20 protein-coding genes and 3 pseudogenes are annotated in these 20,529 nt (G+C 65.0%); 11 read left to right on the top strand and 12 right to left on the bottom strand.

Annotation, left to right across the window (positions count from 1 at the left end; genetic code table 11):
- Positions 1-336 precede the first annotated feature (336 nt).
- From CYU59_RS22940 to CYU59_RS22925, 4 genes are read left to right on the top strand one after another with little or no spacing between them, the layout of a single operon-like run.
- Complete coding sequence (locus CYU59_RS22940; protein WP_293003117.1) at positions 337-1,737, top strand: IS30 family transposase; 1,401 nt, start codon at positions 337-339, stop codon at positions 1,735-1,737.
- Between the two features lie 38 nt (positions 1,738-1,775).
- The gene (gene istA, locus CYU59_RS22935; RefSeq protein ID WP_293003121.1) at positions 1,776-3,449 is read left to right on the top strand and encodes an IS21 family transposase; all 1,674 of its coding nucleotides are present in this window, start codon (positions 1,776-1,778) and stop codon (positions 3,447-3,449) included.
- Positions 3,446-4,240: an IS21-like element helper ATPase IstB gene (gene istB, locus CYU59_RS22930; RefSeq protein WP_293003115.1), complete on the top strand. Its 795-nt coding sequence runs from the start codon at positions 3,446-3,448 to the stop codon at positions 4,238-4,240. Before istA ends, istB begins: the two co-directional genes overlap by 4 nt.
- 27 nt (positions 4,241-4,267) lie before the next feature.
- Positions 4,268-4,543, top strand: a complete 276-nt coding sequence (locus CYU59_RS22925; protein ID WP_293003113.1) for a hypothetical protein — start codon at positions 4,268-4,270, stop codon at positions 4,541-4,543.
- Positions 4,544-4,585: 42 nt separating this feature from the next.
- Here the strand turns inward: CYU59_RS22925 and CYU59_RS22920 are convergent, their stop codons facing one another.
- The 5 genes and pseudogenes from CYU59_RS22920 to CYU59_RS22900 form a co-directional block, all read right to left on the bottom strand.
- A complete protein-coding gene (locus tag CYU59_RS22920) occupies positions 4,586-5,203 on the bottom strand; it encodes a hypothetical protein (RefSeq protein ID WP_293003119.1) in 618 nt (205 codons plus the stop codon).
- A gap of 80 nt (positions 5,204-5,283) precedes the next feature.
- A pseudogene (locus CYU59_RS22915) lies at positions 5,284-5,466 on the bottom strand (transcriptional regulator); the annotation flags it as partial.
- Between the two features lie 40 nt (positions 5,467-5,506).
- A complete protein-coding gene (locus CYU59_RS22910; protein WP_293003111.1) occupies positions 5,507-6,559 on the bottom strand; it encodes an IS3 family transposase in 1,053 nt (350 codons plus the stop codon).
- A gap of 47 nt (positions 6,560-6,606) precedes the next feature.
- Positions 6,607-6,795, bottom strand: a pseudogene (locus CYU59_RS22905) (hypothetical protein); the annotation flags it as partial.
- Positions 6,796-7,061: 266 nt separating this feature from the next.
- Positions 7,062-7,241, bottom strand: a pseudogene (locus CYU59_RS22900) (XRE family transcriptional regulator); the annotation flags it as partial.
- Between the two features lie 327 nt (positions 7,242-7,568).
- On the opposite strand from CYU59_RS22900, the gene CYU59_RS22895 reads away from it, so the two are divergent.
- The 5 genes from CYU59_RS22895 (at position 7,569) to CYU59_RS22875 (ending at position 11,133) form a co-directional block, all read left to right on the top strand.
- On the top strand, positions 7,569-8,600 hold the full coding sequence (locus CYU59_RS22895; RefSeq protein WP_293003109.1) for a tyrosine-type recombinase/integrase: 1,032 nt from the start codon (positions 7,569-7,571) through the stop codon (positions 8,598-8,600).
- 126 nt (positions 8,601-8,726) lie between these two features.
- Positions 8,727-9,311: a hypothetical protein gene (locus tag CYU59_RS22890; protein ID WP_293003107.1), complete on the top strand. Its 585-nt coding sequence runs from the start codon at positions 8,727-8,729 to the stop codon at positions 9,309-9,311.
- On the top strand, positions 9,304-9,855 hold the full coding sequence (locus CYU59_RS22885) for a hypothetical protein (protein ID WP_293003105.1): 552 nt from the start codon (positions 9,304-9,306) through the stop codon (positions 9,853-9,855). Before CYU59_RS22890 ends, CYU59_RS22885 begins: the two co-directional genes overlap by 8 nt.
- A 664-nt stretch (positions 9,856-10,519) precedes the next feature.
- Positions 10,520-10,825, top strand: coding sequence for a hypothetical protein (locus CYU59_RS22880; RefSeq protein WP_293003103.1), 306 nt, complete (start codon positions 10,520-10,522; stop codon positions 10,823-10,825).
- Complete coding sequence (locus CYU59_RS22875; RefSeq protein WP_293003101.1) at positions 10,822-11,133, top strand: type II toxin-antitoxin system PemK/MazF family toxin; 312 nt, start codon at positions 10,822-10,824, stop codon at positions 11,131-11,133. The genes CYU59_RS22880 and CYU59_RS22875 overlap by 4 nt, the downstream gene beginning before the upstream one ends.
- A gap of 720 nt (positions 11,134-11,853) precedes the next feature.
- Here CYU59_RS22875 and CYU59_RS22870 read toward each other — a convergent pair.
- From CYU59_RS22870 to CYU59_RS22860, 3 genes are all read right to left on the bottom strand, one after another.
- Positions 11,854-12,057 (bottom strand): hypothetical protein, encoded by a 204-nt coding sequence (locus tag CYU59_RS22870; RefSeq protein WP_293003098.1) that lies wholly within the window; start codon positions 12,055-12,057, stop codon positions 11,854-11,856.
- 318 nt (positions 12,058-12,375) lie between these two features.
- Entirely contained in the window at positions 12,376-12,936 is a 561-nt protein-coding gene (locus CYU59_RS22865) for an RES domain-containing protein (RefSeq protein ID WP_293003096.1), read from the bottom strand.
- A complete protein-coding gene (locus CYU59_RS22860; protein WP_293003094.1) occupies positions 12,933-13,274 on the bottom strand; it encodes an antitoxin Xre/MbcA/ParS toxin-binding domain-containing protein in 342 nt (113 codons plus the stop codon). Before CYU59_RS22860 ends, CYU59_RS22865 begins: the two co-directional genes overlap by 4 nt.
- An 82-nt stretch (positions 13,275-13,356) precedes the next feature.
- Between CYU59_RS22860 and CYU59_RS22855 the strand changes: the two genes are divergently transcribed.
- Positions 13,357-14,502 carry a hypothetical protein gene (locus CYU59_RS22855; protein ID WP_293003092.1) on the top strand — a complete coding sequence of 382 codons (1,146 nt, stop codon included), beginning with the start codon at positions 13,357-13,359 and terminating at the stop codon, positions 14,500-14,502.
- A gap of 540 nt (positions 14,503-15,042) precedes the next feature.
- Here the strand turns inward: CYU59_RS22855 and CYU59_RS22850 are convergent.
- Positions 15,043-16,227: a hypothetical protein gene (locus tag CYU59_RS22850; protein ID WP_293003090.1), complete on the bottom strand. Its 1,185-nt coding sequence runs from the start codon at positions 16,225-16,227 to the stop codon at positions 15,043-15,045.
- A gap of 191 nt (positions 16,228-16,418) precedes the next feature.
- Here CYU59_RS22850 and CYU59_RS22845 point away from each other — a divergent pair, with 191 nt between their 5' ends.
- Entirely contained in the window at positions 16,419-16,616 is a 198-nt protein-coding gene (locus CYU59_RS22845; RefSeq protein WP_293003088.1) for a hypothetical protein, read from the top strand.
- A gap of 147 nt (positions 16,617-16,763) precedes the next feature.
- Here CYU59_RS22845 and CYU59_RS22840 read toward each other — a convergent pair whose 3' ends face one another.
- The 3 genes from CYU59_RS22840 to CYU59_RS22830 form a co-directional block, all read right to left on the bottom strand.
- Positions 16,764-17,738 (bottom strand): DUF4226 domain-containing protein, encoded by a 975-nt coding sequence (locus tag CYU59_RS22840; protein WP_293003086.1) that lies wholly within the window; start codon positions 17,736-17,738, stop codon positions 16,764-16,766.
- A 75-nt stretch (positions 17,739-17,813) separates the two neighbouring features.
- Complete coding sequence (locus CYU59_RS22835; RefSeq protein ID WP_293003084.1) at positions 17,814-18,080, bottom strand: hypothetical protein; 267 nt, start codon at positions 18,078-18,080, stop codon at positions 17,814-17,816.
- 114 nt (positions 18,081-18,194) lie between these two features.
- The coding region (locus tag CYU59_RS22830) for a helicase-related protein (protein WP_363115194.1) at positions 18,195-20,529 on the bottom strand (2,335 nt) is incomplete at its 5' end.

The raw sequence follows: 20,529 nt of genomic DNA, 5'->3' as shown, positions 1-20,529 counted from the left end.
ATCGGCGAGTTCTCGCAGCATGGCCATCCCGGCATGCGACACGACACCCTGCCCATCGGCCGACACTTTCACCCGTGATGCGACAGCGATATTCTTCACCTGCGAGGTGCCTTCCCATTGGAATGGCTATGTCAGCGTTAATGGGCCCCATTGTGACGGAGGTATTTGGCCCCACCCTGGTCGCTTGAACGTTGGAGTGACGGAGTTATTTGGCCCCACCTGCGACACGCCCGGGGTGGTGTGACAGGGCAAGTTGGGCCCCTCCCGGTCGCTCCGGCGGAATGCTGGGCGGATTCGACTGGTCGTCGCAACACCTCGATTTCTCGGAGGTGTGCGATGGGGTACGGGAAGCGACAGTTGGAGGTTCGCGGCTATCGGGGGCAGATTCCCTCACCAGGTCGACCCACGGTGGCCTGGCGTCAGGACCGGGTCCGGTTCTGGGCAGCTATTGCTGCGGGGGCGATGACCGAGGACGCCGCGGCCCAAGCGGGCGTGTCGTCGCCGGTCGGATTCCGGTGGTTCCGCCATGCTGGCGGCGTGAATCCACAACTGCCAGAATCTGTTTCCGGTCGGTACCTGTCCTCGGATGAGCGTGAAAGCATCGCCTTATGGCGCGCCCAGGGTGCCAGCGTGCGTGAGATTGCACGGCGGCTGAAGCGGGCACCATCGACCGTCTCGCGTGAGTTGCGCCGTAATGCCTCGACCCGTACGTATCGGCTGGATTACAGGGCCTCGACCGCTCAGTGGCATGCCGAACGGCGGGCTCGGCGTCCGAAGACAGCCAAGCTGGTCACCAACAAGCGGCTGCGCCAGTACGTCCAGGACAAGCTCTCTGGAGTCATACGCAGTGCTGATGGCCAGGTCGTGACCGGGCCCGCCAACACGGTGTGGAAAGGCCGCAACAAGCCCCACCGGGGTGATCGGGCCTGGGTTCAGGCGTGGAGTCCTGAACAGATCGCCCGGCGGTTGCCCGTGGATTTCCCCGATGATGAGACCATGCGGATCAGCCACGAAGCCATCTACCAAGCGCTCTACGTCGAAAGCCGTGGCGCGCTCAAACGCGATCTGGTCAGCTGCCTACGCCGGGGCCGGGCGCTGCGGGTGCCGCGGGCGCGAACCCGGCAGAAGGCCTGGGCGCACGTCACGCCCGAGACGTTGATCAGCCAACGCCCACCGGAGGTCGCCGATCGCGCCGTACCGGGTCATTGGGAGGGCGATCTTCTGATTGGGTTGCAGCGCAGCGCGATCGGCACCCTGGTGGAGCGCACCAGCCGATTCACCATGCTGATCCACCTTCCGCGTGAAGTCGGCTATGGGGTGATTCCGCGGACCAAGAACGGGCCAGCTCTGGCTGGGTACGGCGCGGTCACGATGGCGAATGCTTTGGAGCAGACGATCACCACACTGCCTGCGCAGCTGCGCCGGTCGTTGACGTGGGACCGAGGCAAGGAGTTGTCGGCGCATGCCCAGTTCTCCATCGCCTCCGGTGTCAAGGTGTACTTCGCTGATCCGAAGAGCCCATGGCAGCGCGGCACCAATGAGAACACCAATGGCTTGTTGCGCCAATACTTCCCGAAGGGAACCGACCTGTCCCGATGGGACGCCGACGACATCACCGCCATCGCCCATACCCTCAACACACGACCTCGTAAGACCCTCGGCTGGCGAACCCCTGCCGAAGCCTTCGCCGAACACCTACACTCGCTTCACCAAGCCGGTGTTGCGAGGACCGATTGAATCCGCCCTGTTAGCAACCACGGATGTTGGGGGCCGGCTTGGGGTCGAGGGTGGAACTGTATGAAGCGATCCGCCGCGATGCCCGCCGGGAGGACCTAGGGATCCGGGAGTTGGCGACGCGGCATGGGGTGCATCGGCGGACGGTGCGCCAGGCGTTGGCCTCACCGACGCCGCCGCCACGGAAACGGCGGAGTTTCCCGGCGCCGCGGTTGGACGGGGCCAAGCCGTTGATCGACGGCATGCTGCGCGAGGATCTGGATGCGCCTCGCAAGCAGCGTCACACCGCGCGGCGGGTGCTGGCCCGGCTGGTCGATGAGCATCAGCTCGAGGTGTCCTATTCCTCGGTGCGCGACTACGTCGCCAAGCGGCGGCCCGAGATCGCCGCGGAGGCCGGTCGGGCTGCCGAGGGCGGCTTCGTCCCGCAGACGCACCTGCCGGGGGCTGAAGCCGAGGTCGATTTCGCCGATTTGTGGATCGATTTGTGTGGGGTGCGCACGAAGGTGTTCCTGTTCACGTTGCGGCTGTCGTGTAGCGGCCGGGCGGTGCACAAAGCGTTCGGCACGCAGGGTCAGGAGGCGTTCCTCGACGGCCATCAGCATGCGTTCTCCGAGCTGGGCGGGGTACCGTTCGACAAGATCCGCTACGACAACCTCAAATCGGCAGTGTCGCGAGTCCTGTTCGGCCGCAACCGGTCTGAGTCCGACCGATGGATCCTGTTCCGGTCGCACATGGGCTTTGACGCGTTCTACTGCCAGCCGGGGGTCGGCGGGGCCCATGAGAAGGGCGGGGTGGAAGGAGAGGGCGGCCGGTTCCGGCGCACCCATCTCGTTCCGGTGCCCAAGGTCGACAGCTTGGCCGAACTCAACGCCCGCTTGGTGGCCGCCGACGCCGCTGATGGTCATCGGCGGATCACCAACCGGGTCCGCACCGTCGGGCAAGACTTCGCCCTGGAGGCGCCGCTGCTGCGGCCGCTGCCGAGCGAGGTGTTCCAGACCGGGTTGAGCTTGGAGCCGTTGGTGGATCGCTACGCCCGGATCACGGTGCGCCAGTCCACCTATTCGGTGCCGGCCCGGTTCATCGGCCGCCGGATCCGGGTGCTGCTCAGCGCCGATGAGGTCATCGCGTTCGACCGCCGAACCGAGGTGGCCCGCCACGAACGCTCGACGGTGAAGGGCTCGACCACGGTGGTGCTGGATCACTATCTGGAGATCCTGCAGCGCAAGCCCGGCGCCTTGGCCGGGGCCACCGCGCTGGCCCAGGCCCGTAAGTCCGGGGTGTTCACCGCCGAGCACGAAGCGTTCTGGGCCGCGGCGCGACGTGCTCACGGTGATGGCGCTGGGACCCGTGAGCTGGTCGAGGTGCTGCTGTTGCACCGCCACCTGACCCACGCCGATGTGGTCGACGGATTGGCAGCGGCGACCGGCATCGGTGCCGCCCGCGCCGACGTGGTGGCTGTCGAAGCCCGCCGGATCGCCGAACACCGCCCATTTCAGGGCTTTTCATCCCAGGACGACGTCGAATCGGTGCCGGTGCGGGCGCCGGCTCAGCGGGTGATCAGCCTGACCGAGCGACGGTTGGGCGACCCGGCCGCAGTGATCGCCGGGCTGCCCGCCGACACCCGACCGCTGCCCACGGTGACCGCCTACGACGAGCTGTTGACGCGGCGCACCGCGCAGCAGACCACCCCGGCTGAAGGGTCGGAGGTGTCATGACGGGCCTGTCCACCCGCAAGCGTCGGGCGATGACCGAGCAGGCCGCCGACGCCGCGGTCGATCAGGCGTGTCGCTCGTTGCGGTTGCCCACTATCCGATCCCGCTTCACCGAGATCGCCGATGCCGCCGAACGCGAGCAGCTGACCTACCGCGGATTTCTCGCTGAGCTGCTGCTGGCCGAGTGTGACGACCGGGACCGGCGCCGCACGGTGCGCCGGGTCCGTGCGGCGGGGTTTCCCCGCGAGAAGTGGCTCGCTGACTTCGATTACGACGCGAACCCGGCCATCAACGCGGCCACCATCCACACCCTGGCCCGCTGCGAGTGGATCAAGAAGGGCGAGCCGTTGTGTTTGATTGGTGATTCGGGCACCGGCAAGACGCACCTGCTGATCGGGTTGGGCACTGCGGCAGCCCAAGACGGTTTCCGGGTCCGCTACACCCTGGCCACCAAACTGGTCAACGAACTCGTCGAGGCCGCGGACGAACGCCAACTCGCCAAGACCATCGCCCGTTACGGCCGGGTGGATCTGCTCTGCATCGATGAGCTGGGCTACATGCAACTCGATCGTCGTGGCGCGGAGATGCTGTTCCAGGTTCTTACCGAGCGGGAGGAAACTGCCAGCGTCGCGATCGCGAGCAACGAGTCGTTCTCTGGCTGGACGAAGACCTTCACCGATCCGCGGCTGTGCGCGGCGATTGTCGATCGTTTGACGTTCGCGGGCAACATCATTGAGACCGGCACCGAGTCCTACCGTCTGGCCCATGCCCGCGCCACCCGGGCCAGCACCTGATCCACCAACACCCGAAAGGTGATCCCAATGCACTACGAGTTCCGTCCCGCTGACGCCCCCGATCTCGCCGATCCCGACGTCGGGATCGGCGTTGCGCCAGAACAGATCACCACGGAGCTGCTCGCACTCTGCGAACAGTTCCTCCGCCAGGCCAGCCCGATGGTGCACGGCGAGCTGCGCCAGTTCCTCACCGAGCACGGTCACCACGGTGGTCTCGGCTGCTTCCTCGACGCCCTCGGCTTCACCACCCTCGACCGCACAACGCTGCCCTCAATGACAACCTCGGCGGCGCACCCACTGTGAGAGCCGTGAGGTTCGCGGCAGGGCGTCGGGACAGCGTTGACTTCAGCAGCAGTCATCACCGCGCCAGGCTTGAATCCCTTCCCACACCGACCAAGCGGCGATCGCCAGGCCGATGACCGGATCGAGCCACCAGCCGCTGGCCCAGGCGGCGGTCACCGCCAGGCTGAGCAGCACCGCGCCGGCCTGCGCGGCACACAGATAGTTCTGGATACCCTCACCCGCGGTCGCCCCCGAATCCAGGCGGGCGCCGAGACGCTGCTTGGCATATCCCAGCAGCGGCATCACTACCAGGCTGGACGCAGCCAGCACCATTCCCAGCATGGTGGCTTCGGCGCGGTGCCAGTTGAGCAGGTCACGCACCGACTCGACCGCGACATAGGGTGCTAGCAGCCAGAAGCTGACCGCGACAGCCTGCTGAGCGCGGCGTTCCGCGGTATCGGACAGGGTCCGCTCCCCGGTGAAGCGCCACACCACGATGACACTGGCGAGACCTTCGACTGCACTGCCCAACGCCCAGCCGATCAGGGCGATCGACCCGACCGTGAAGCCCTGCCACAGCCCGATCGCGCCCTCAGCGCCCATCCACACCATCGACACCCAGACCAACAGGCGGGCCTGCGCGGCGGCCCGGTGCCAGTTCGCATCCCGCGCCGCAGGCAGCGGGGCACTCGCAGTGCAGCAGTCGTCCGCGCAGCCGGGTTCGGTGTTGATGCCCAACGACGTAAGAGGTGAGGGTTCGGTCACGAATCTGCCTGGGCTGCACCGTAAGTGGGACACAACGCAACGGCGTTACCGGTGTCGGCTAGCACCGTCTCCGCCGCCGAGAGCAGATCCGTGAGCGCAGGCTGGGCCAGGGCATACACCGAGGACCGCCCGACCGGACGTGCCGCGACCAGCCCACAATCCCGCAGACACGCCAGATGCGGAACCTGTCAACATTTCTGAGACACGATTTTCGGTGGTTTAGCGAGTCGGTTCTTCCTCCTTCGATGGTGGGTTGATGGCGCTGAAGATCGGCAGGGCGGGCGGTTCGGGTGACTTGCGGGCGAAGCGCTCGGGATGGATGCGGTAGGCGGCGTCGAGCACGGTGGCTCGGTGCCGGCGGATCTCGTCGGCGCGACCGTAGTGCACGTCGGCGGGCACATGCAGCCCGATGCCGGAGTGTTTGTGTTCATGGTTGTACCAACGGAAGAACCGGTCGCAGTACACCCGGGCGGCCTCGATCGACTCGAAGCGTTCCGGGAAGTCGGGCCGGTACTTCAGGGTCTTGAAGTGGGCCTCGGAGAACGGGTTGTCGTTGCTGGTATGCGGACGTGAGTGCGATTTGGTGACCCCGAGATCGGCCAGCAACAGCGCCACCGGCTTGGAGCTCATCGACGAGCCGCGGTCGGCGTGCAGGATCAGCTGGGCGGCAGTGATGTGCTGAGCGGCAAGGGTTTGCGCGATCAGCCGTTCCGCCAGGATCTTCGACTCACGCGAGGCCACCATCCATCCGACCACATAGCGGGAGAAGATGTCGAGGATCACATAGAGGTAGTAGTACGTCCACTTCGCCGGGCCGTGCATCTTGGTGATGTCCCACGACCACACCGAATTCGGCTGGTAAGCAACCAGTTCCGGCTTCACACTGGCGGGGTGGCTAGCCTGCCGGCGACGATCGCCGGTCTGGCCTGCCTCGCGCAGCAGCCGATACATCGTCGACTCGCTGCACAGGTAGACGCCCTCGTCGAGCAGCGTGGCATACACCGCCGCTGGCGCCATGTCGGCGAACCGCTCGCAGTTCAGCACCGCCAGTACATGCTCACGCTCGGCCACGCTCAGCGCCCGCGGCTGCGTGCTTTCCCGCCGTAGCGGCGGTGAAACCTCCTGCGTCTGCGCGGTAGTGAACGTATCCGATTGCACCGACGACGGCTTGAAGTGGGCGCGGTAATAGGAGGCGGGCGCACGGCCAGTCGCCGCACAGGCCGCGCGGATCCCGATCAACGGGGCCAGCTCCTCAATCCTGGTATCGATCATCCTCAGTGCCCGCTGTCGCTCTCGGCCATTGCCGCGCTGTCGGCCGAGAGCCTCTCCAAGAGCGCGGACAGTTCCCCCTGCACGCGGATCACCTCTCGCGCGGTGTCCAACTCGGCGCGCAGCCGGGCGATCTCGGCCTCAGCGGCCTGAGCGGCGGGCTTGCCCGGCTTGGGGCCACGCCGCGACGACAACGCCTCAAGCGCGCCTCGATCACGTTGCTGGCGCCATTCGGTCAACAGCGACGAATACAGGTTCTCCCGCCGCAGGATCGCGCCCCGCTCCGTGCGTTCGGCGCGCTCGTCCTCCTCCAGGATCGCCAGCTTGTACTTGGCGGTGAACGTGCGCCGCTGCGCCCGCTCCGGCACCTGTGGATCAGGCACGTCCTCCACCGCGATCGACGATTTCCGACGCCGGGTAAGGGCACCGTTGTTGCCGTTGTTGCTCAACCTCGTTCTCTCCGTACTCGCCCTCAGGCTCAGTAAACATTTCGGGTCGAAGTGTCTCACTCAAGGTTGACAGAGAGGGCCCTGGCTCGGCGAGGCCGCACCGCCTTGTTGAGTTCGACGACGTTGGGCTTGGGTGCGGGCTGCGAGCCCGACGACGCTTTGCGTCGACGGACATCGCTGGCGGTCACGGTCACCAGGTCCTCCACGCCGCAGCCCAAGGTATCGCACAGTGCTGCCGACCACATACACGCGCGACCGCTCAGATCGACAGGCAAAACGGCCTCGAGGCTGTCTCACTCATTGAATGATTGAATGAATCATTGCCACATCTGCCCAGGTAGCCGCATCACCTTGACACGACTCGGCCCGGCGTGACAGCCCCATCCCGCAGACGGGCACTCCCCCACCTACCACCACTGAGCCCAAACCCACAGACCAACAAGGGCTTTAGCCACCACACCACAGTGGCGCCAATCGACGCCGGCCCGGCATCTGTGATTCATCTGATGAAAATGGCGGACTTGTTCGTGGATAACTGCGGATATCCATGCGATATTGGGTGCATGGCGAAGACTCCTCGTAGATCGGTTGAAGGCTCGACCTCGGAATCGGCTTACCCGCAGTGGTTCTCGGCGTTTCTGGCCGATCGCGCGGTTCGCAAGCCCTCGCCGCACACGGCCAAGGCATACCGACAGGACTTTGCCGCGATCGCCGAGCTCTTGGCCGGCGCCCGCGCACAGATCGGCGAGCTAACACCCGCCGCCATCACGAAGGAGGCGATGCGGGCGGCATTCGCCACCTACGCCGACACCCACGAGGCCTCCTCGATCAGGCGCTGCTGGTCGACATGGAACACGTTGTGCGCCTTCCTATACACCAATGAACTTATCCAAGCCAACCCGATGGCACTGATCGGTCGCCCCAAAGTCCCCAAGTCGCTGCCGAAGGGACTTGGCGCCGAGATGGTGTCGGGGCTGCTGGCGGCGATTGACGCCGACAGCGGTTCGCAGCGCCGCAGCGATTGGCCCGAACGCGACGCGGCCCTGGTGTTGACTGCGGTGCTGGCGGGATTGCGGGCCGACGAGCTGCTTCGCGCCAACATCGGCGACATCCGCACCACCACCGAGGGCGGTGTGATCCACGTGCGCGGCAAGGGCAACAAGGATCGCCGAATCCCGGTGGAAGAGGGGTTAATCGAGGTTTTGGAATGCTATTTGGACTCCCGGGCAGTCCGATTCCCCGCCGACACGAAGCGTCGAGGCGCGAGCACCGGGCTCGGGGCGTGGCCGGTGACCGCTGCCCTGTTCGTCGGCAGCGACGGTGATCGGATCACCCGCGGCGTGCTGCAATACCGGGTGCTTCGGGCGTTTAAGAAGGCCGGCTTGAACAGTCAACGCGCACATGGCGCCTTAGTGCACGGGCTCAGGCATACGTTCGCTACAGAGCTGGCCAATTGCGATGTGAGTGTCTATGCGCTGATGAAGCTGCTGGGACATGAGTCGATGGCGACATCGCAGCGCTACGTCGACGGCGCAGGCACCGAGAACCGCGCCGCGGCGGCCCGAAATCCGCTATACCGCCTTATCGACCCGTAGTCGCCCCCGGCTGTGAGACGTTGTGCCCAACGTGTCGCCGAGTAGCTACCCTATGTCAGCGGTGCCTGATGGCAGTATCTACTAGCATCAGGATTGGCTGATGCCGGTGGTGGTACGCTGCGTCCCATGGGATGGACGTATGAAAGCGAGGTCGTCGGGCACGACGAGTGGCATGAGGGCTATCTGGCGCCCGAGTTCGATAACGGCGATCGCGGAATCGGCGCCTGGGACGATGAGCGCAGCGCTGTTGAGCAGCTCGATGACGGCTCGTACCGCAGTCGTCCGGCGGGCGAGGTGATCGGGTGGCGGGTGGTCTGCGACTGCTATCTCCACGCGAATCAACGCCGCCCGAATCTCTGGATAAGCCAACAGCTCTGGACCCGCGTGCCCTCGCCCCTGCAGCACGACCCGGCATCCTTTCGGATCTACGTCGCCGACGACGATGTACCTGACGTGATGTACACGAACGATATCGAAGACGTTGCCCGGGATCTGTGGCGGCGCGAACACATCGACGACCTGGCCGCCGCGGGTGCTGTCGCCGGCGCCGCCGCCAGCGTTCGCGCCGCCGAGCAGCAGTTGGATGTCGCGGTACTCAAAGCCCGCGACGCGGGCCTCTCGTGGGCAAAAATCGGCGCGAAGGTGGGCATCACCGCGCAATCGGCACATCAACGCTGGGCCCAACTCGCGGACGCGAGAAGCCATGGATGATCTCGACGCCGAGTTTCTAGAGATCATCGCAACGGTTGGTCCGCGCCGGTGCCACATCGTCGCCGCGGCAGAACAACTTGCCATCGCGATCCGAGCCGAGGCCGACCAGCTCGACACCGCACCAATCGACGCTGCCAACCAGCGCGAGTTCGCGGTCCTGGGCTCATTGCCCCCGCAGACGTTCACACAAAGCCGATTGTGGCGCTACCAACTGGCCAATGCCGCTGAGGTGCTGGCCGGTGACACCCGCCGGTGGGGGGCGCCGGTCCCCCGCTGCACCGGAGAAGAAATGATGCTGCACCTCATCCTGCGCCGCGCCGCTGCGGACGCCGGCTGTCCGCCCCAGCAGCTTTTCGCTTGGCCCGACGACCCTGCACGCCAACACGGCTGGGGTGACTTATTCGAAAACCTCTTCCAGGACAACGACGTCCTCATGCTCTACGACGCAGCCAAACACGGACGGTCCGACCTTGGCGGCGTGAATATGAATCCGCCTCAATGGTTTTCGGAATTCTCCCTCCCCTACCCTGTACCGTCGCGGTAACACGCCATGAACCGCGCGCCAGATCCGCCGCAGCGGCGACCTACATCCACAATTCGGTTGTATTCGCGCGGTCTCGCCCAACCAGAGGGGGCGGTGGCTCGAAGGGGCTACCTATGGCCCCGGGGATCTGCACCGTGGCCCATCGGGTTTCAGCGGTAATCGCCGCTTGGACGTGTGGCCATATCCTGACCAAAAACCGGCCCTGTGAGCGGGGCGAAATTCGCGCTCGACTGTGGGCTTGATGAAGACCCAGAAGTGCTCCGACATCACAACCGCGGAGACCCCGAGTGGTTCAGATCCTGCAGGTGCAAGCCGTCGACTTCATCGGCGAGGACGGCGACTACCTGACCACCTCGGCTGTCGTCGATGTCACCCAGGCACCACCTGCTAGCTGAGCCAGGCTGCCCTCCCTCGTAAAGATCGGGGAGAAGTTGCCGGCGCATCGGCAAAAGTTTCACGGGCGCCTCGCTCTCCCCCGCTAAACCGGACGACCGAGCTGTATTCGACTTATTGCATTGCAGCGCAACGCTACTCGCCGCGAGTCCGGCTCGGTTGTTTGGATTTGAATTCCGGCGAAGGTACCTCAAAGCCAGAGTCTTTCGATCCCGCGGTGCACCAGCTAATGCACTCGTTATTACACCGAGTTCTAGTGTAAACTGGCGTCATGAGTAAGCGAGTGAGCTTGATCCTTAAAGACGCCGATGAGGCGGTGCTCGCGCCCTACCTCACCGAGGGTTCCGCCTCATTCGAGGCGCTGCGCCAATGGGCCAATCAACGAGGCGAGAGCAATATCAAATCGGAAGCCAGCGCGCTGCGCGCATTGCTTCAGGCCGGGGCTGAAGCGCTCCGTGAACGCGTCCTCGACGCCGGATACGCCCAACTGGCCCCTGAATTCAACAGCGAACCTGCCCGCGCCGAGCGGCGGGAAGCACGGGACCGCTACGCGCGCAGGACCGAGGCTGGTCTGTGAATCGCGGGATGCGGGGCCAGGCATACCGCGTGGACCTCGGGCACGGCTCGAAACCCTGGGTCATCCTCAGTAACAATTCGCGGAACAGGAACCTGGACACGGTCTTGGCGGCTCGGATCACGACGACGAGCAAAAATGCGCACGTACCCACAGTCGTGCCATTGGCCGCCGCCGATCCTCTCGCCGGATTCGTCCTGGTCGACGACATCGTGCAGCTCTACCACGATGAACTCACCACATCGCTCGGCTCCCTCTCGCCGCCGACAATGCAGGAAATCAGTAAAGCTCTGCGGATAGCACTCCCCTGAGTTCACAGTCCAAGACACGTACGAGGAAGCGAGGCAAGGGGTAATGGCGACAATGAGACCCGCTGTGCTGGTTATCGGTGGAGCAGCAGAGGGTGTAGTACTAGGGATCTCCATCATGGCAATGATCAACCACGTGACACTCCCGCTAGCGCTGGTTCCGGTGATGGCAGTTCTGTTCTTTGGGGGCATCTTCGCCATAGCTATCGAAGTCTCCCGTGCCGCAATGAATGAGTAACCACAACCAGCCGCCGCCCGTTGCGATTCGCGAACCGAATCCGGAATTGGTGCGACTCAGGGAGCTCTCGGAAAAGGGTCTTGCCCCTCGCTCAGCACGCCGCGTCTCCACGACCAACCGGGGCCTACCTTGACGGCGCCGGCACCGAGAACCGCGCCGCTGCGGCTCGAAAACCCGCTATACGGCCTTATCGAAAGTCGTGCAACAGACCTGGACGAATAGTCGAACGTAGTGGACCGAGCACTGCTGTCGGATCGGAGCCGCGGTTCAACATTGACGCAACACCGCATAGGTGGCCGCGATCGGCCACCGGGCATGAGATGTGTCACGTGACGGATTGCATCGGGTTGACCCCCGGCTCGCCCCTGCTTCCGGCGTTTGCGTTACAACTCACAACGGCCCGAATTGATGTCCGTTATCACTGCATCTGGGGCATTCTCAACGTATCTGGGGCACGGCCAACTAGCGATGCGCGGAACCCTCTGTTACGTGCCGACCGCTCGCACGGTAACGAAGATATGCTCCCCGTCCGCCAGCAGCTCGTCGACGGCGGCCAACCATCGCAACGCACCAGGCCCACTGGAACGCCAGGACTCGCTGGCGCGCATGAGGACGTCGTAGCGCTTCAGCAGGTCCGTCGCCTGACTGCGTGCCGCACCGGAGACTGCTTCAACCAGCGCCAGAAACAACGGTCGAATGGGATCAGGACGTTCAACGCCAGAGAAATTCACCGCTCAAGTCCAGCACGTCCGTAGATGCCGCCGCCACGGGCCAACTGAAAAAATCTTGCGCGAGCTTCTGGGGCGGCTGTCATCCAAACTGAGGTAACTCGGTCTTGCGATTACCAGTCGGATGTCCACCCTCAGGGGTCAATCCCATGGTGCGATGACCGGTTGATAGCAAGTGCCTTTGTGGAACACGGCGCCGGCACGGACCAGGGGACCAGGTGTGGGGCGTTGACGGCGCGCCAGCGGGCTTGTGCGGCATCGGGGGACTGTTCGGTGCGGTCAAGATGCTCGCAGGGTTCGGTACATCGCCGGCGTTAGATTGGCGCTGGCGCGTATCGCGATCTGGCCTGGCCGCGTGCGTTGCTCATATGCGGTGATCACCAGGCCGACACCGCCTGCGGCGGGTGCCAACACTCCTTGCATGTGCAGAAACCAAGCCGCATGTCCGACGGCCTGGCACGCCGCCCAGTCATCTCCGAAGATATCGTCGATCTCGAGCCCGACAGCGTCCTGAGCTGCGGGTGTCCGAAGGTCTAGGACAGCCAGGTCCGCCACGTCGATGGTGTGTAGTCGATACGCCGCTTCGAGCATCTTCTCTGCTGTGGTCGATGCCGCGTCGGCGGCACGCTCGACTTCGACCATGCACGCCCGCGCGGAATCAGCCAGGTAGATGGCCGGGAATAGCAGAGCCGGATTCCATCTGCCTCCGAACCTACGTGCTCCCTCACCCGATAGAGGGTCTCTATGAGCGGCGGTGTAACGGAAGCATTCTGCGGACCAGGCCGTCGTACCGCGAGCGTCGACGCGCTGAACAAGCCCCTCGTCGAGGGCTTGGCTCACACGAATACCCCTTCAGCCATGGCGTCTATGAGGGCTAAGACACGCTGATATTCACCGTCCCGCACAAGGTCGGCTGGCTTACGGTGCTTCAGTAGTCGATTCGGCGCGAACATCCACATATTCGCTTGGTCGCGCGGAAGTACTTCGGCGAGCGCGTCGGCAACGTAGGCCAGCTCGATCAGGCGCTGCTTGTTGAGCCGTTGCGGGACCACCTGACCTGCAGTCCACCGCGCCACGGAGCGCGGCGACGCATCGACGATCTCCCCGACCTCCTCATATGTCAGCCCCAGACGGTCGATGGCGCCGGAAACCGTCGCGGCGAGCGCATTCACAGCCATGGGCCTGTCTTCCTTTTGTCATCCATTATGTCATGTAGTATGACATGGAACTAGCCCTCAACGCGAGAGGAACTCAACGACGATGGGCATTCAGTTTCGTCTCGGACCAGGCGACCACAAGCCGGTCGAAGACTTTCTTTCGCGCGAACACGCTGGTACTGCGGCGATCACACTCGACACCAAAGCGGCCCGACATCAGCGCGATGCTGCGGCCGCGGCCGCAGATGGCGGCCTCGACGTCTACTGGGAGACGGGTTCCGAGCGGCTCACGGTCGCCGGCCACGGGCTCGACAAGTACCCGCTGTGGACCGGAGAGCCCTACAGCACCGATGCGCTGTCCACCGATGCACGGGCGCGCCAGAGCCTCGTCGAGAAGACCCTCGCCTCTCACCCTTCTGTCGTCACGCATATCACCGCTCCGCACTTTTACGTGACCGACGACCGGACTGCCCACCTCAATATCGACCTCGCCGAACGCACCCGGCTGTCGAGCACGAAGGCCACCCGCGCCGTCGTCACGATTCCGACAACGATGCTTGGTCACCTCTCGGTGAATCTGCCCGCTGAATATGCTGGCGCCGGTATCCACGCCATCGAGGTCCGCCTCTCCCCCTTTGGCGGCGACGATGAAGGTATCCGGAAGATCCGCAAAGCTTTCAGCTTCCTTGACGAGTTTCGTGAGCGCGGTATCAACGTCACTCTCGGCCTGTCTGGGAACATCGGCCAAGCCGCACTGGCCCTAGGCCACGCAGATGCCTACTCCGTCGGTGTCGGCCTGCTCGAGAAGGTCAATCATGCGCAGACGATTGCCCGCTACCGGCGGGAACCCGACCCGGAGAAGGACCAAAGCGGGGGTGCCACAGCCGGCGTCTACCTACCACGGCTGGGGGCCACCGTTCCCGCCAAAGCGGCGCGAGAACTTCTGGGTAACACCGACATTCGGACTCGTATCGGGTGCCGTATCGGGTCATGCCGCAATAGCGTGACCGGACCCCTGGACGACCGCCGAGTCCACTACCTGCACGCACGCGCCCACGAAGTCGCAGCGATGCTCGCCAGACCTGCGCAGTGGCGCGGCGCGATGGAAGTCGACCGCCTCACCGAAGCTATCCAACTCCGCGAGCGGGTCAACCAGCACTATCTCACCGATTCCGTCCACGAGCTAAAGACCCGAACGCTGCGCAGCCTCATCGACGAGATCCGCCAGCAGCAACAGAAAGCCTCCTAAAGGGGTATGCAGGCCAAATCACGGCATCCCGCTGATGGGCCCGAACCGCACGCTTGGGACCACCGATTCATCGCTCGTCGGTATGCCTGGCCCATAACGTCAGGGCCGGGGCGCTGACCGACTATCAATCGAACGTATGATCGGATCTCATGAGTGGGAGCAGCCGCCGGCTTCGACTATTGGGGTTGTGACGCCGTGGCGTCAGGGCGGCGGCGGGACGAGTTTCCGAATCACTTCGTCGGCGACCTGGTACGCACGGAGCGCGGCTGGGTGGTTGTCCCGCCGACGTGTTGTCCTGACTTGCATCCGTATAGCGACCCCGGTTGGTCGGTCAGCTCAGCATGGTGCACCTGCAACGGCTACCATACGACTTGGCAATGTCACTGTGGGGCAACGGTTTACGCGCCCCAGCCCGGCCCGCATTGCCGCATCCGTAACCGCGGCCCGGTGTCGATGTTTGAAGAGGATCAGCGCCGCCAGGCGCGTGACGCCGGCACAGCCGAGCGCACATAATCACGATCTCCCGTGCTAGGCCGGGACCTATTCGGCGTTCTGAGCGTCGGCGTCTCGCTTGCGGGAGGTGCCAGACCACATGGCGTAGCGCGGGAGGGGCTGGTTGAGGCGGTCGATCGCGGTCTCGATGGCGGGCTGTTTGAAGGCGTCGAGGTTGAAAACGCGTTCGTGTGACGGGAATCCGCCGAGCACGGTCGGGTCGAGGAGGTAGGGGTCGGGGCGCTTGCCGCCGGTGAGTTCGGGCGAGATGCGGCCGCGGCGTCGGCCCTCCACCGGATCGTGGACGTCGATGAGGCCGAATTCGGCGAGCTGGTGGATGCTCTCGTAGGCCTCGTCTGAGAGGCCGAGGTGGTTGTCGCGTTCGGACTTGGCGAGGTAGATGCGGCGCGGGGTCTCCCCGTCCGGGTTACGCGGGAGCCGGCGGTCGGCGTAGTGGCAGATGGCCAGGAAGGTGGCCATCTCCGACGGGGTGAGGATCATTGGCCAACCGGCGGTGAAGAACTCGGTGGGCAAGCAGAGGTGCTGGGGGACGTCAGGATCGCCGGCCGGGACGGTGTAGGCGTGGCCGGATCCGTCCTCGCAGTTAAGCGTGTAGGTGGCGTAGCGCTGGCCGCTGCGCCCGAGGTCGACCAGTTCGGCCTTCTCCAGGGCGTCGAGTGCGCGGTTGAAGACGCGGCGTTGGTTGCGGCGGTCAAAGCTGGGCAATCCGATCAATGAGGCCTCTGAGAACGAGCCGTCGAGGTTAAAGACAGCCTTGCGGCGCCGTGGGCCAGCGGCGGCTGGATTGCCGGCGCGGAAGACGTGTACCTGCCGGACGAACAGCAGCGTGAGGTACAGCGCGATTGCGTGCTGATTTTTGCGACGGAGCACGCGGGTCAGCGGCGGCGAGATGGTGGCGAAGTCTGCACCGCCATCCATGTAGGGGGTGGGCGGGTTGGGCAGTAGGTGCCGGCCGTAGATGAACGGGGTGCGGATGACGACGTAGTCGCGGTCAGGATGCGCCATATCGCTGAGTCGTTCGGTTGCGCGGTCGATGGCGTTCCTGGTGACCGCGTTGCGGAGGTGGACGAGGCGGCTTTCCCTGCTTGCGTGGAGGTTCTTCTCGGCCTTGCTGAGGTAGGCCGATTCGCGCGACGGCGGCTCCATCTCGCGCACGAGGGCGGGGAAGCCCACGGTCCACGTGGGCTTGCTGCTGTCCGGTGGGGTGCTCACAAAAACCAATGTACTGAGTTAGCGGGTACCGAGTTAGCGGGTCAAGCGTCAGAGGTAGAGGTAACTGTCACTTATCCCGCCAACGCGGGCCTTTAATACCCGCCATCTCGGTCCCTTTGTGGGGGTGAGATCGGGTCAAAAATTCGGAATCGTACAGGTCACCACGTTTCACGGAAGGAACCTCACCGAGGATGACCGAGCAGCACGACACCACCCCCAGTCCCGACTCTGGATGGCGCGGCCGCGCCGGCTCGATCGCGCGCACCATCACGGCCGTCGCCGCCGGCGCGGCGGTCGGCTACACAACCCACAACGTCGGCCTGGGCGTCACCACCGCCGCGGCGGCGGTCAGCCTCCTGCGCGAGGCCTTCACCCCTCCGCCCCGGTGATCGTGCATCGCTCACCAGGTGTCCCCGGGTTGGCACCACCGTGGACGTAGACAACTTGGCACCAGCACTCTGGCGGGCCTCACGGACGCCTGCCATCGATGTTGTCCTGATGCAGAGCGCCTGCTGCAACACACCAGGGAACGAGCATTAGTGCCCGGATTGCGGGTAGGTGCCAGGATCCGGGTTGTGCCGGGGGGCGTTCGGCTCGGGCAGCAGGTCGCCGTGCCACAGGTAAATCCCTGATCCGGGCAGAAATTCTTCCCACCCATACGGCGGTTTATCACTCGATCCCGGCGCATAGAACTTCGCGCCGGGGAAATCCGATCGCGGAGCCCACACACCGGTGTTCGGCCCGAGTTCGATGTAGGGGTCAGGGTTGCCGTGTTCGTCAGACGCGGTAGGTGGGCCCAGCGCCCCGGGCTCCCGCACCTTGACGTGCGGCAGCTCGTCGGACCGCACGAAATTACCTGACTGCGAACCGATTTCGAGCCACCCGGGCTCCCCCCACGGGTTCGCGGGGCCGAGGCCACCGGGCCCGGCGATGTAGGGCATGTGGCGTTTGTCGCCCGGCTTCCACTTATCGGAGTCCAGCGGAGTCGCGGGCGGGGACTGCTTGGTTCCCCCGTTGCCGGTGACATAGTCGGCGGACTCGATGGTGTCGGCGATGTCAGCGTCGCGTTGGGTGAAATTCTGCAGGACGCCTTTGGCTTGGCTGAGTTGGCCGTGCAGATACTCGGCGAGGGCTTGTTGGCCGCCGGCGGTGTGAGTGCCCGGCGCCAATTGCGCGACACCGCTACGGGTTTGCGCGATAAGCCGGTCCATATCTTTGCCGCCCTCAGTCGCCGCGTGGCTCGCGTCGGCGAGCGCCGGGCTCAAGCGGTGATCGGCGTCCACGGTGGATTTCAGCGCGTGGATCTGTTCGCCGCTGGACTCGATGTAGGTCGACTCGCTGCCACCTTGCCACCTGCGGGCGGCGGCCTGGCGGGTCTGGGCGACGGTGTCGTGGCCGTCGACGAGCTGGTGGGCGGACGGCATGGCCTCAGCGGCCGGTGCGGACCCGAACAACCGGCGGGCGGCACTGAGTGCCCGCCCCGCCTCACTGACCAATCCATCAAGCGCCATGGTTCACAGTATTGCCGAGCGCACGTGGTGCCGACCAGTCACCACGAAGGCGATCCGGGTTCAACGCGGCCACGGTTAGACGACGTCGAGCCCGATCCGCAGGGCGTTGTCGGTGTGGCGCGTGGTGGGGGTGCGGTCCGGCTCGCCGGCCAGAGCGCGGGCTTGCTTGAATGCCAGCCGGGCGGCGGACTTTTGCACGGGTGTGCTGGCCGGGTCGAGCAGCACCTCACGTGCGCGTGTCTGAGCAGCCGCTCCCCTGGCTCGCCGATCGGGGCTGTCGGGCAGGGCTTGGGCGGCGCGGATGTCGTCCTGGGTCTGCGCTAACGGTGTGTCTTCAGGCATGCCGCACGGTAACGCCGCGCAACCCGTGCTCGCGCCTATTGGTGAGCAGATTCGCCCAAAGTCGCCACCGGGTGCGGACACCGCCGGGCGCGATCGACTACAGGAGGGGTGGTGCTACAGGTCGTGTCCGGGGCCGTCGAGGTCACGGTCGTGCTGGTGTTGTTCGAGGGTCAGCCGTTCGCGGGCCCGCACGGTTTTGCGGAGGGCATCCGCGGTGGGGTAGCCGAGTTCTTCGAGCAGCGCAGGGGTGGGGTTGAGCAGCAGGCTCCAACCGGGCTTGCGGCCCCGCGCTTTGAGCCGTTGATCGGCTTGGGCGGCTTTGGCTTTCGCCTCGGGGCTTTCAGCGGCCATGCGCAGTTCGAGGGTGAGGGCTTTGAGTTCGGCGTCTTTGGCGGCCAGCTCGTCGGCATGCTCGAAGGGGGCGGGCTGGTTGGCCAGGAAGTCGTCGAGTTCTGCTTGGTCGCGGTCGCGCTCGCGTTGCAGGCGGGCGAGGTGTTCGGGAAGCCCGTTGTAGAGGTTTTCCAGGCGGCGCAGCAGGCCGAGTTGTTTGGGGCCGTTGACGTCAGATCCCATCCCGGATCCCGTGGAGAGCAGTTCGAGGCCGTCGATGTCGGCGGTGCGCGACGGAACGGCTAGACGTAGCAGCAGTTGGTCGTGGGTGAGGTCGCGGGCCGCGAGGACATCGACGCCGTGGATGGTGGCGCCGATCGGTTCGAATCGGCTTGCGCCGCGGTCCTTTCCGGCGGCGTAGGCGCGCCGGCAGGCTTCGGCGAGGGCTTGGGCGGCGGGCACTCGTTGGGTGTGGGTGGTCTCGCCGATGGTCAGCCGTGGCGGGTTGTCGCTGGCGGCGTGGGTGGCGGCGATCGCGGCGATGGGCGCGAGTTCCTCGATGTCGCGCTGTTTGTTGGGGATGGCGCGCTCTAAGACGCGGACCTGCCAGTCGCGGTTGCGCACCGATTGTGTGTGGGCGCGGTCGAGTGCGCTGAGGCGTTTGACGGTGTCGTCGAGTTCGACTTGGCGTAGGTAGCGAGGGTCGCCGGTGGCGATGGCTTTGGTTTCGGCGGCGGCGGCTCCGATGTCGCCCCCGGAGAGGTCTTCGATTTCGGTGTCGACGATTTCGTTGCGGTGCATCTGCTCAATGAACAGGGCTTTGGCTTGAACTTTTTGCCACATGACGGTGTCGTAGGAGCCCTCGGTGACGTAGTTGAAGATGTGGATGCCGTCGAGGTTTTGGTTGCCCTGGCGCAGGATGCGTCCTTCGCGTTGTTCGAGGTCGCAGGGCCGCCAGGGCACATCGACGTGGTGGAGCGCGGCGGCGCGGGCCTGGACGTTGACGCCGGTGCCCATTTTCTCGGTGCTGCCCATCAGCACCGAGACTTCTCCCCTATTGCATTGGGCGAAGAGCGATTTGAGTTCTTGAAGGTTTTTGGCGTCGTGGATGAACCGGATCGCGGTTTCGGGCATTCCGCGTTGGGTGAGTTCGTCTTTGACGGCTTGGTAGATGCTGAACTGGCCGGGGTCTTTCGACGGTGTGCCGCGGTCGCAGAACACGATTTGCAGGGCACCGGTGCCGGCCGGTTCTCGGGTGTCGGGGTGGGTGTAGGCGCGGTCGGCGAACTGGTGGTGCACGCGCATGATTTGTTCGGCGACGGCGGCGGCGCGGCTGTGCGGGGGTGCGCTGAGGTGAGCAAGGCGCGGGTCCAGGGAGACGTTGCGGCCATCGGTGCTGATTTTGAGTTGGTTGTCCCGTTGGGGTTGTCGGGCGTCGAGGTTGTCGAGGCGCCAGCCGAGGTCGGTGATGAAGTCGACGACTTCGATGTCGGGTTGCAAGCTGATGATTTGCCGTTGGCCGAGGTGAAGGGTGGGCAGCGCGACCGGGACCTGGTCGCGGGTCACGACGTCGGTGTAGATCGAGGACAGGGCCAGCAGCTCGGGCAGGTTGGTGAATTTTCCGACTCGGGTGACGGGGCGCAGTTTGGTTCCGGTGGCGTTGACTTCGATGGTGGTTGTGGTCGCGGTGAAGGCCGCGCCCCAGTCGCCGAGGTCGGCGACGCCGGCTTGGGCGAGCAGGTCGGGGCGAAGGTAGGTTTGCATGACCCAGAGTTCGCCCAGGGAGTTGGCGATGGGTGTGCCGGTGGCGAAGGTGGCGACTCGTTCGATGACGCGGTGGGCGGGAATGCCTTTGGCGAGGGCTTCGTCGCGGCGGCGTTGGCGCAGCACTTTGAGTTTGAGGGCGAGGTCTTCTGCTCGTTGCGCGGCGTTGGGGCAGGACAGTTCTTCGATGTTGCAGGTGCGGCCGAGGTTTTTGTAGGTGTGGGCTTCGTCGATTTTTCCAACTGGCTTCCCGGCTGCAATGGAGTTGGCATGCGCTTTTACGTTGCACACATATGTGTGCAACGTTGACCGTTGGTATGAACCCAATAGCCCGCGCCACGAGGTGGCGTACCGC

The organism is Mycobacterium sp. (genome assembly GCF_002863225.1).
Taxonomy (GTDB): domain Bacteria; phylum Actinomycetota; class Actinomycetes; order Mycobacteriales; family Mycobacteriaceae; genus Mycobacterium.
This window is presented reverse-complemented; position numbering and strand designations above follow the sequence as displayed.

Coding starts and splice junctions, on each gene's coding strand:
- CYU59_RS22940 (WP_293003117.1), top strand. CDS start 337: ATGGGGTACGGGAAGCGACAGTTGGAGGTTCGCGGCTATCGGGGGCAG.
- istB (WP_293003115.1), top strand. CDS start 3,446: ATGACGGGCCTGTCCACCCGCAAGCGTCGGGCGATGACCGAGCAGGCC.
- CYU59_RS22925 (WP_293003113.1), top strand. CDS start 4,268: ATGCACTACGAGTTCCGTCCCGCTGACGCCCCCGATCTCGCCGATCCC.
- CYU59_RS22910 (WP_293003111.1), bottom strand. CDS start 6,559: ATGATCGATACCAGGATTGAGGAGCTGGCCCCGTTGATCGGGATCCGC.
- CYU59_RS22895 (WP_293003109.1), top strand. CDS start 7,569: ATGGCGAAGACTCCTCGTAGATCGGTTGAAGGCTCGACCTCGGAATCG.
- CYU59_RS22890 (WP_293003107.1), top strand. CDS start 8,727: ATGGGATGGACGTATGAAAGCGAGGTCGTCGGGCACGACGAGTGGCAT.
- CYU59_RS22885 (WP_293003105.1), top strand. CDS start 9,304: ATGGATGATCTCGACGCCGAGTTTCTAGAGATCATCGCAACGGTTGGT.
- CYU59_RS22880 (WP_293003103.1), top strand. CDS start 10,520: ATGAGTAAGCGAGTGAGCTTGATCCTTAAAGACGCCGATGAGGCGGTG.
- CYU59_RS22860 (WP_293003094.1), bottom strand. CDS start 13,274: ATGGCTGTGAATGCGCTCGCCGCGACGGTTTCCGGCGCCATCGACCGT.
- CYU59_RS22855 (WP_293003092.1), top strand. CDS start 13,357: ATGGGCATTCAGTTTCGTCTCGGACCAGGCGACCACAAGCCGGTCGAA.
- CYU59_RS22845 (WP_293003088.1), top strand. CDS start 16,419: ATGACCGAGCAGCACGACACCACCCCCAGTCCCGACTCTGGATGGCGC.
- CYU59_RS22840 (WP_293003086.1), bottom strand. CDS start 17,738: ATGGCGCTTGATGGATTGGTCAGTGAGGCGGGGCGGGCACTCAGTGCC.
- CYU59_RS22835 (WP_293003084.1), bottom strand. CDS start 18,080: ATGCCTGAAGACACACCGTTAGCGCAGACCCAGGACGACATCCGCGCC.